General features: G+C 35.5%; 10 protein-coding genes. 9 read left to right on the top strand and 1 reads right to left on the bottom strand.

Annotated elements, in window-relative coordinates; genetic code table 11:
- The 4 genes from AACZ92_RS12480 to AACZ92_RS12465 form a co-directional block, all read left to right on the top strand.
- The coding region (locus tag AACZ92_RS12480) for a nitrous oxide reductase family maturation protein NosD (RefSeq protein ID WP_339701887.1) at positions 1-1,143 on the top strand (1,143 nt) is incomplete at its 5' end.
- A complete protein-coding gene (locus tag AACZ92_RS12475; protein ID WP_339701885.1) occupies positions 1,127-1,837 on the top strand; it encodes an ABC transporter ATP-binding protein in 711 nt (236 codons plus the stop codon). The genes AACZ92_RS12480 and AACZ92_RS12475, both read left to right, overlap by 17 nt.
- Positions 1,830-2,612 carry an ABC transporter permease gene (locus AACZ92_RS12470; protein WP_339701883.1) on the top strand — a complete coding sequence of 261 codons (783 nt, stop codon included), beginning with the start codon at positions 1,830-1,832 and terminating at the stop codon, positions 2,610-2,612. Before AACZ92_RS12475 ends, AACZ92_RS12470 begins: the two co-directional genes overlap by 8 nt.
- Before the next feature lie 71 nt (positions 2,613-2,683).
- Positions 2,684-3,298, top strand: coding sequence for a thioredoxin family protein (locus tag AACZ92_RS12465; protein WP_339701881.1), 615 nt, complete (start codon positions 2,684-2,686; stop codon positions 3,296-3,298).
- Here AACZ92_RS12465 and AACZ92_RS12460 read toward each other — a convergent pair.
- Entirely contained in the window at positions 3,295-4,500 is a 1,206-nt protein-coding gene (locus AACZ92_RS12460) for a hypothetical protein (protein WP_339701879.1), read from the bottom strand. The genes AACZ92_RS12465 and AACZ92_RS12460 overlap by 4 nt on opposite strands.
- A gap of 121 nt (positions 4,501-4,621) precedes the next feature.
- Here AACZ92_RS12460 and AACZ92_RS12455 point away from each other — a divergent pair, with 121 nt between their 5' ends.
- From AACZ92_RS12455 to ccoS, 5 genes are all read left to right on the top strand, one after another.
- Positions 4,622-5,905: an acetyl-CoA hydrolase/transferase C-terminal domain-containing protein gene (locus AACZ92_RS12455; protein ID WP_339701877.1), complete on the top strand. Its 1,284-nt coding sequence runs from the start codon at positions 4,622-4,624 to the stop codon at positions 5,903-5,905.
- A gap of 94 nt (positions 5,906-5,999) precedes the next feature.
- Positions 6,000-6,443: an Rrf2 family transcriptional regulator gene (locus AACZ92_RS12450; RefSeq protein WP_339701875.1), complete on the top strand. Its 444-nt coding sequence runs from the start codon at positions 6,000-6,002 to the stop codon at positions 6,441-6,443.
- A gap of 7 nt (positions 6,444-6,450) precedes the next feature.
- Positions 6,451-6,915: a hemerythrin domain-containing protein gene (locus tag AACZ92_RS12445; protein ID WP_339701873.1), complete on the top strand. Its 465-nt coding sequence runs from the start codon at positions 6,451-6,453 to the stop codon at positions 6,913-6,915.
- Positions 6,916-7,000: 85 nt separating this feature from the next.
- The gene (locus AACZ92_RS12440; RefSeq protein WP_339701871.1) at positions 7,001-9,427 is read left to right on the top strand and encodes a heavy metal translocating P-type ATPase metal-binding domain-containing protein; all 2,427 of its coding nucleotides are present in this window, start codon (positions 7,001-7,003) and stop codon (positions 9,425-9,427) included.
- A 60-nt stretch (positions 9,428-9,487) separates the two neighbouring features.
- On the top strand, positions 9,488-9,688 hold the full coding sequence (ccoS, locus tag AACZ92_RS12435) for a cbb3-type cytochrome oxidase assembly protein CcoS (protein ID WP_339701870.1): 201 nt from the start codon (positions 9,488-9,490) through the stop codon (positions 9,686-9,688).
- Positions 9,689-9,720: the final 32 nt, after the last annotated feature.

Genomic DNA, 9,720 nt, shown 5'->3' with positions numbered 1-9,720 from the left:
GCTGTTGAAAAGGCAAAACCGTTCGATACTATTAAAATAAAAAAAGGAACGTACAAAGAATACAACATAGGTATTACAAAGCCCCTAATAATAATAGGAGAGGGCAATCCTGTAATCGACGGGGATAACAAAGGTGAAATTATCACCATTCAAAGTGATAGCGTAACTATTGACGGCCTTACAATCGTCAATGTTGGAACCAGCTATACTACCGATTATGCAGCTATACGGGTTGTTAAAAGTGAAAACTTCCTCGTTCAGAACAATACGTTGGAGCGGCTTTTCTTCGGAATTTATCTAGAAAAATCCAATCACGGAAAAGTATTGAATAACACCATCAAGGGCGATGCTGTTAATGAATATAATTCAGGCAACGGTATTCAATTATGGCATTGTAACAACGTTGAGGTTACTAATAATAGAATTCGAAATGTTAGGGATGGAATTTATTTAGAATTTTCAGACCAAATAGAGATAAAGAACAACAAAAGCACTGATAACTTACGCTACGGCTTGCACTTTATGTTTTCCAATAATGATACTTATACCAACAATTTATTTGAAAACAATGGGGCAGGAGTTGCGGTCATGTTCTCAAAATTTATAAAAATGTATGACAACGTTTTTAGAAAAAATTGGGGTACCGCTTCTTTTGGTTTATTGTTGAAAGAGATAAATGATTCAGAAATAAAAGGAAATATTTTTGAAGAAAACACGGTGGGTATCAATATTGAAGGCTCAAATCGTATTGATTATACCCATAATGATTTTAAAAGCAACGGCTGGGCCATAAAGGTTCGAGGTGCCTGTTATGCCAACACCTTTTCAAAAAATAACTTTCTATATAACAGTTTTGATATTTCTTATAACAGTAATATAAATGACAATGTGTTCGATAAAAACTATTGGAGCAATTACACGGGCTACGATTTGAATAAAAATGGAATAGGTGATGTGCCATACCGGCCCGTAAAACTCTTCAGCTACATTGTAAACCGTACGCCCGAGACTATCATCTTGTTGCGTAGTTTGTTTATTGATATCATTGATTTTTCTGAAAAAGTATCTCCGGTATTTACACCAGATAATCTTATGGATAACAACCCTTTATTGAAACCTATTGACTATGATCGAGATAGATGATTTACATAAAAAATTTGGCAAAAACCAAGTACTAAAAGGCATTGACCTTACTATAGATAATGGGGGGATATTTGCTGTTCTTGGACCGAATGGTTCGGGCAAGACTACTCTTATAAAAAGTATTTTAGGGATGATTGTACCCAATTCAGGAACCATTAAATTAAATGGTACCTCTATTAAAAAAAACTGGGAATACCGTAACGATATTGACTATTTACCCCAAATAGCCAACTTCCCAGGAAACCTGACCGTAAAGGAACTGATTAAAATGATAAAAGATCTACGCAGTACCAAACAGGCAGATGACGAACGGCTTATTGAGTTGTTTAAGTTACAACCGTTCCTCGATAAAAAGTTGAACAACCTTTCTGGTGGTACCAAGCAGAAAGTAAATCTGGTACTTACTTTTATGTTTGATAGTCCTTTGGTTATTTTGGATGAACCAACAACAGGTCTCGACCCCATCTCGCACATTCGCTTAAAAGAGTTAATTACTGCTGAAAAGGAAAAAGGAAAAACCATTCTGATTACTTCTCATATTATGAGTTTTGTAGAAGAAATTGCCGATGAAATTGTCTTTTTGTTGGAAGGTAAAATCTACTTCCGTGGTAGTATTCCCGCATTGAAAACAAAGACCGGACAACCCGATTTTGAACACGCTATTGCGTCCATGTTATCTTCAAGTTATGCTTAAAATATTAAAATATAGTTTCTTCGATTTAATGCGCAGCCGTTGGAGCTACGTGTACTTTTTGTTCTATTTATTATTAGGTGTTGTGTTGCTGTTTCTCAATAATGACTTGAGCAAGGCTGTGATCACTTTAATGAACGTCATTATCGTATTGGTACCACTTATCGGAACCATATTTGGGGTAATGTATTATTACAACTCCAAAGAATTTACTGAACTCTTGCTCGCCCAGCCAGTAAAGCGAAGTTCTATTTTTTTAGGACAGTATTTTGGTGTTGCCCTGTCCTTATCAATGAGTTTAATAATTGGTTTGGGATTACCTTTTGTGTTTTACGGGATTTTTAACAGTGGTGCCATTTGGGACTTTTCATTACTGCTGATTACCGGTGCTTTTTTAACCCTAATTTTTACTGCCTTAGCCTTTGTTATTGCTTTGGCTAATGAAAATAAAATAAAAGGGTTTGGCTATGCCATTCTGCTTTGGCTGTTTATGGCCGTAATTTATGATGGTATTTTTTTAATGTCTCTGGTATATTTTGAAGAGTATCCTTTAGATAAATTTTCTTTGGTGGCAACCATGCTGAACCCGGTAGATTTATCGAGGGTGCTCATTTTATTGAAGTTGGATATTTCGGCATTATTAGGATATACAGGTGCCGTATTTCAGAAATTCTTCGGAACCAGTTTTGGTTTTATACTATCATCGTTAATGCTGACACTTTGGGTTATTGTACCTACTTATTTTATTCAACGAATGGCAAAGCGGAAAGATTTTTAAAAAGTGCTTTGGGCATTTAATTACTGTAAGGATATACCTAATCTTACAACAAATTATAAAAATATATAGCAATGAAAAAGCTTTTAGAAAATTCCATACAATCAAGTATGACATATACTGATTACAACCTTTTGTTTAAACAATTAGTCGCAGAAGGAAGAACTACGGGAGAACCTTCCGAAGAAAAAATAAAATACACAAAATTGAATTTAAGCCGAAGCAAGCGTTTGGACAAAACAGCTACGATTACTGAAACTTTTCAATCACAATTTATAAACATCTGTGAAAAGCAAACTTGGCTAGTTATTACTGAGCCTTGGTGTGGTGATGCTGCGCAAACGCTTCCGTTTCTCAATAAAATAGCCGAACTTTCAGAAAATATTGAATTAAAAATCGTCTTACGGGATGAAGATCCAAAATTAATGGACCAGTTTCTTACCAATGGTTCCAAAAGTATTCCAAAATTAATTATTCTGAATGATCAATATGAGGTACTTGATAGTTGGGGACCACGTTCGCAGGCAGCCACAAAATTAGTGACGGATTATAAAACCGAATATGGACAATTGGACGATACTTTTAAGACACAATTACAGTTTTGGTACAATAAAGACAAAGGAGCTTCTATTGTACAAGAAATGGCTGAAGTATCCAAAAAATTATGTCCTGAAGAAGAGACAGTTTAACTGATTCTTTTAAACTGAAAAGTAAAAAGCCAACCTATTGCAAGTAACAGTATGACACTAGCTGCGGTTAGCCAAAAGGGAATATCGGGCAGAGATGGAAGGTTAAAAGCATTTATACTACCGCGGTAAAAAATTAGGAATTCGGTTAAGATAAAACCTGCGAAATATAAAAATACTACAACTTTGGAAAGGACGAGCCACTTAAAATGCTGTAAAAATGCGATCAAAGCTACAATAACCAATCCAAGAAATACCCAGTGGAGGTAGCTGATTATGTAATCTATATTCCCAGAAATAATTTCAGCAGTTGTAGGAAACGAACCCATTAACTGAGCGGTCAATTTTATTACAAGACAAAATCCAGCAAATTTCAGTAACCATCCTGTTTGCTTTGATAGATGCTTTTTTAAAGTGGAGCGTTCCCACAAAATTTTTCCGTAAAGAATACTAAATGCACTTATTTGTAATGCCCCTCCGATGATTGCTAGCGCATTAAAAAGCCAATGTGGCTGCATCCATAAAATAGAAATAAAAAAAGTCAATATAACACCAATATTTAATAGGTAGTAAAACCGTTTAAAATTTTTTTTCGAAAGGGTTACTTCATGTTTCTCAAATAAACGGAACAGAATTCCACACAAAGCAACTAAAAACCAACCATTGTATTGAAAATGTAGGTAAAAATAAATAGCGTTATGATACCAAGGCGAAGTATTTCCTAATGTGGCCATCACTATTCCTACCACCCAAGGACCAATACTTGAAAGTACCATAAACCAAATTGCTACTCGTATTAATTTATATGATTGAAGTGATTTCAACTCTTTTGGGGTATACTTCAGAAAAAAGAAAGCAAACACATAAGTCGCAATTAAAAACAGTGTGGAAAAAATAATTGAGAACAAGGCATAACCGGTAAAGGGAAACGAGAATAGCATTCCTAAAATAGTTGCCTGTGTACTCCAAAAAAGATACCTGTATTTCTTTGAAATCTCACTGTCATGCAAATATAAATAATACAAGACAGTAGTTATTCCAGTATAAACCCAGCCCAACAAAGCAATATGCGAATGGGTGTGTACAATATATCGATAGGTAATAGGCAATTCGGTTATTGCAAACAACCTAAGAGCAACTCCCATAATAGCAATCAGCACAAAATATCCAAGGGCAATGTATATGTGTTTTTTATAAGAAATCATTATTTTAAAGAAAGTAAAATTAAGTTGCAATGGTAAAAGTATCGATGATTTATTGGTATGATATAAATCATAACTAAAGACTGAAAGGTTTTACACCTTTGCACTCCAAACATAACGACAGATGAATCATAAAAACTTAAAGATAGTATCTTCTCAAGAAGCAGTTTCCACCATACGATCTGGTGATCGGGTTTTTTTCCAAGGTGCTGCCATGACTCCAAATGTATTGATAAACAGCTTATGTGAACGGTATTCAGATTTAAAAAATGTTGAAATTGTACAAATTCATACCCACGGAGAAGCAAAATATTTAGAAGTACCCTATAATGAAGCCTTTCATTTAAATACTTTTTTTGTAGGAGGTAACGTACGAAAAGGTGTGCATAGCCCTTATGGTGATTATGTGCCGGTATTTTTGAGTGAAATACATTGGTTGTTTAGGCGAAGTATTTTGCCATTGGATGTTGCTTTTATTCAGGTTTCTCCACCTGACCGACACGGATATTGCTCATTGGGTGCTTCGGTAGATATCACCTTACCAGCTATTTTAACAGCTAAAAAGGTTGTGGCGCAAATCAACCCAAAAGTTCCAAGAACACACGGCGACGGAATTATTCATATAAAAAATATTGATTTGGCAATTGAAGTAGATGAGCCGATTCACGCGTCCATAATAGAAAGCCCGACAGAAGTAGAAGCAATTATTGGCAAAAATGTAGCTGGCTTGATAGAAGATGGTGCCACGTTGCAAATGGGAATCGGTAATATTCCTAATGCGGTGTTGAGCAATTTAACGAACCATAAACGCTTGGGTATTCATACCGAAATGTTTAGTGATGGTATTTTGCCTTTGGTTGAAAAAGGTATTATCACTGGGGAAAACAAAGAAATTAAAACTGGGAAGATAGTAACCTGCTTTGCAATGGGTACTCAAAAATTATATGATTTTATCGATGATAATCCCATTGTTCACTTTAAGGAAGCGGGATATACAAACGATACCGCAATTATTCGCCGAAACCCCAAAATGACTGCTATAAATAGTGCTATTGAAATTGACTTGACGGGTCAAGTATGTGCCGATTCTATAGGTACTTATCAATATTCAGGTGTTGGAGGCCAAATGGATTTTATTCGCGGAGCTTCACTCTCACCAGGAGGAAAACCCATTATAGCTATGCCTTCGGTAACCAATAAAGGAATTTCAAAAATAACCCCGTTTCTTAAAGAAGGTGCTAGCGTAACTACTACTCGAGCACACGTACACTATGTGGCAACAGAGTATGGGGTGGTCAACCTTTTTGGAAAAGGATTGGAACAACGAGCCAAAGCACTCATTACAATTGCCCATCCCGATCATCGTGAAGCATTGGAACGGGAAGCAAATAAACGATTTCGGATCTAGATAGCAAGACGTATAAGTCAAGGCTATTCCATGCTTTTGTTAAATAAAGATAATTTTGTCCGAAATAGAATATCTTTACATAAACAAAAAAACTATGTTCTCTAAAGCTTGTGAATACGGTATAAAAGCTTCAATCTATATTGCTCTGCAATCAATACAAGGAGAGCGTGTAAGCTTAAAGAAAATTGCAAAGGAAATTAACTCTCCAGAAGCATTTACAGCAAAAATATTGCTTCAGCTTGCCAAAATCGATATAATAAAATCTAGCAAAGGTCCATCCGGCGGGTTTGAAATACCCAAAGATAAAATTGATACTATTATGCTGGCCGATATTGTTTTTGCAATAGACGGAAACTCTATTTATGAGGGGTGTGCTTTAGGCTTTAATACATGCAATGCTACTAAACCCTGTCCTATACACGATAAATTTGTGAACGTTCGGGAAGAACTTAAGAGAATGTTGCAAAACACAAGTCTTTACGAATTGGCAACTGGGTTAGAGGTAGGTCTGACTTTTTTAAAACAAAGAAAATCCTAAAAATAGTATGAATAATCCGAAACCCATAAAACGTCATGAAGCTTTAAAACCATTAAGTAGACAGCATCATTTTGGTTTGCTCTTTTCTTGGAAAATACGAAAAGGTTTTTCCAAAGATGTTTCCTTGGAACGGATGAAAAGCTATGCCAATTGGTTTTTTAAAACAGAAATAAAACCTCATTTTAATGCTGAAGAAAAACACATCTTTCCCATTCTAGGTAAAGAGGATGAAATGGTAAAACGAGCTTTAAAAGAACACCGCCGTATTAAAAGGCTGTTTAAAGAAACCGAAGACCCCAATAAATCCTTGAGTCTTTTGGAAGAAGAGTTACAGGCACACATACGTTTTGAAGAGCGGATTCTGTTCAATGAAATACAAAAAGTAGCAACTCCAGAAGAACTGGAAACCATTGAAAAAATCCATATTAAAGACAGTTCCAAATCAGAATATTCTGACCCTTTTTGGGATTAAAAATTCCGTAACTGATAATTGTCATTTTTTAAAATAGGGTTCAGTAGCACCTTTGCAATAGGTATAATGAGCAAATTTTAATTGAATGACAAACTGTTTCCATTGTGGGGATCCGTGTTTAGATACTGTTATTGAACACAAAGAGAAATCGTTTTGTTGCCACGGCTGCAAAACGGTTTTTGATATCCTTCAAGACAGCGACCTTGGTTACTACTACGATCTGGACACCAATCCAGGTATTTCCCCACAAGAAATTGAAGGGAAATTCGACTTTCTTGATAACCCTGCCATTGTTGAAAAGCTGTTGGAATTTGACAATAATACCACACAAGTTGTCTCTTTTTTAATTCCGTCCATTCATTGTAGTAGTTGTATTTGGGTGTTAGAAAACTTGAACAAGCTAAACAAAGCAGTAAAAACCTCACAAGTCAATTTTCCTGAAAAAACAGTTCGTATCACTTTTTCTTCTGAAAATACTACGCTAAAAGAATTGGTTCTGCTGCTCAGTCGTATTGGCTATGAACCATATATTTCTCTTGAAAATTCAGAAAAGAAAGAAAAACATATTGATCGCAGCCTAATTTATAAGCTTGGTGTTGCTGGCTTTGCTTTTGGCAATGTCATGTTCCTTTCCTTTCCAGAGTATTTTGAAGTAAAAGAATTTTGGTTGGATCAATTTAAAAACATGTTTCGGTGGCTGATGTTTGCTTTTTCAGTTCCAGTCGTATTCTATTCTGGTAGAGATTATTTTACTTCGGCTTATAAAGGGCTGCGTTCTGGTATTTTGAACATTGATGTGCCCATTGCTATTGGTATTGCCGTACTCTTTATTAGAAGTACGATGGAAATTATCATGGATTGGGGCACTGGGTTTTTCGATAGCCTTACCGGTCTTATTTTCTTTTTATTACTCGGGAAATATTTTCAGCAGAAAACGTATTCATACTTGTCTTTTGAACGAGATTACAAATCGTATTTTCCCATTGCTGTAACACGCTTATTGCGAAATAAAAAAAGTGGTGTTAGAGAAGAACAGGCTGAGGTATATAATATTCAAAAAGGCGATCGATTACTTATCCGTAACAACGAGCTTTTGCCTGTAGATGCTATTTTAATAAAAGGAAACGCACTCATTGATTATAGTTTTGTAACGGGCGAAGCTGAGCCCATTACAAAACAAAGTGGTGATAAATTATATGCCGGCGGAAAGCAACAAAACGGGGTGCTGGAAGTAGAAGTGTTGAAACCCGTAGAGCAAAGCTATTTAACCCAGCTTTGGAGTAATGAAGTATTTAGCAAAGATAAAACGGGTGTTTTTCAATCGTTGACCGATAGTATTAGCAAACGCTTTACGGTGGCGGTATTGAGTATCGCCTTTTTATCCACTTTGTTTTGGATGGTGGTAGATCCTTCAAAAGCATTTAATGTATTTACCGCGGTATTGATTGTGGCTTGTCCTTGTGCTATTGCACTTGCAGCACCCTTTACATTGGGTAATATGTTGCGCATTTTCGGAAGCAATAAATTCTACTTGAAAGAAGCTTCCATAATTGAACAAATGGCGAAAGTAGATACAATCATTTTTGATAAAACGGGAACACTCACAACGAATCGAAAAAATACAATAACCTATGACGGTATCGAGCTTACTCAAATAGAAAGAGAACTTTTGACTAGTACCCTTCGGGCATCGAATCATCCCTTGAGCCGTTCTTTATACGCAATCTTAGATAAAAATAATATTCAAACCCTTGACGAATTTAAAGAAGAAGTAGGGAAGGGGATTTCAGCTTCAGCAAAGAATGCAACTATAAAAGTGGGTTCCTATGCTTTTGTTGAGAATACATCTAAAAAGATGCAGATAAAAGACACTTCAGAAAAACAAAAGAAAACAACAGTTCATATTAGTAGCAACGAACAATATAAAGGCTGCTATGTTTTTGAAAATGAATACAGAAATGGAGTTTCAGAAATATTTAAAGCATTGGGGCAGAATAAAGAAATTATTGTCCTTTCCGGTGATAACGACGGAGAACAAGAACATTTAGAGTGTTTACTGCCTGATGGTACAGAACTTATTTTCAATCAAAAGCCTTGCGATAAGCTCGAATATATAAAAAAGCAGCAACAATCTGGAAAAACTGTCATGATGATTGGGGACGGCCTTAACGATGCTGGTGCTTTGAAACAGAGTGATGTTGGGATTGTTATTTCAGAAAACATCAATGTTTTTTCGCCTGCCTGTGATGGTATTTTAGATGCTACGGTTTTTAAAAACCTGGTACGGTATATTGATCTTTCCTATAAAGGGATTAAGGTTATTAAATGGGCTTTTCTGCTTTCATTACTATACAATTTGGTAGGACTTTCATTTGCGGTAACAGGTCATTTAAAACCCGTTATTGCAGCTATTTTAATGCCTTTGAGCAGTATAAGTATTGTTGTGTTTACAACACTTGCCACTCAATATATTAGTAGAAAACTAAGAATGGATATAAATAAGCAAAGCTGACGGATGTCATATTTTTTTTGTCGTCCCAAAAGTAGTTTTACACCATAATCAAGAATGGGTATGAGTATTATTTACGTGTTATTAAGCATTAGTGTTTTAGTGGCTATTATCTTTTTTATCGCTTTTATAATTTCGGTAAAAAGAGGACAGTATGACGATACGTATACCCCTTCAGTTCGCATGTTGTTTGAGGATGAGCTTGTAAAAGAAGAAACTTTCCATTTGGAGAAAAAAGAAAATAAAATCAATTCAAATAATTAAAAAACCCTGCACCAATGCGGGAAGAAACACTA

Source organism: uncultured Marixanthomonas sp., from assembly GCF_963974425.1.
Classification (GTDB): domain Bacteria; phylum Bacteroidota; class Bacteroidia; order Flavobacteriales; family Flavobacteriaceae; genus Marixanthomonas.
The sequence above is the reverse complement of the archived record's forward strand: the minus strand, read 5'-3'. Positions and strand labels throughout refer to the sequence as shown.

What these genes read in the sequence shown, in the direction of transcription:
- AACZ92_RS12475 (WP_339701885.1), top strand. Translation starts at nt 1,127, where the DNA reads ATGATCGAGATAGATGATTTACATAAAAAATTTGGCAAAAACCAAGTA.
- AACZ92_RS12470 (WP_339701883.1), top strand. Translation starts at nt 1,830, where the DNA reads ATGCTTAAAATATTAAAATATAGTTTCTTCGATTTAATGCGCAGCCGT.
- AACZ92_RS12465 (WP_339701881.1), top strand. Translation starts at nt 2,684, where the DNA reads ATGAAAAAGCTTTTAGAAAATTCCATACAATCAAGTATGACATATACT.
- AACZ92_RS12460 (WP_339701879.1), bottom strand. Translation starts at nt 4,500, where the DNA reads ATGATTTCTTATAAAAAACACATATACATTGCCCTTGGATATTTTGTG.
- AACZ92_RS12455 (WP_339701877.1), top strand. Translation starts at nt 4,622, where the DNA reads ATGAATCATAAAAACTTAAAGATAGTATCTTCTCAAGAAGCAGTTTCC.
- AACZ92_RS12450 (WP_339701875.1), top strand. Translation starts at nt 6,000, where the DNA reads ATGTTCTCTAAAGCTTGTGAATACGGTATAAAAGCTTCAATCTATATT.
- AACZ92_RS12445 (WP_339701873.1), top strand. Translation starts at nt 6,451, where the DNA reads ATGAATAATCCGAAACCCATAAAACGTCATGAAGCTTTAAAACCATTA.
- AACZ92_RS12440 (WP_339701871.1), top strand. Translation starts at nt 7,001, where the DNA reads ATGACAAACTGTTTCCATTGTGGGGATCCGTGTTTAGATACTGTTATT.
- ccoS (WP_339701870.1), top strand. Translation starts at nt 9,488, where the DNA reads ATGAGTATTATTTACGTGTTATTAAGCATTAGTGTTTTAGTGGCTATT.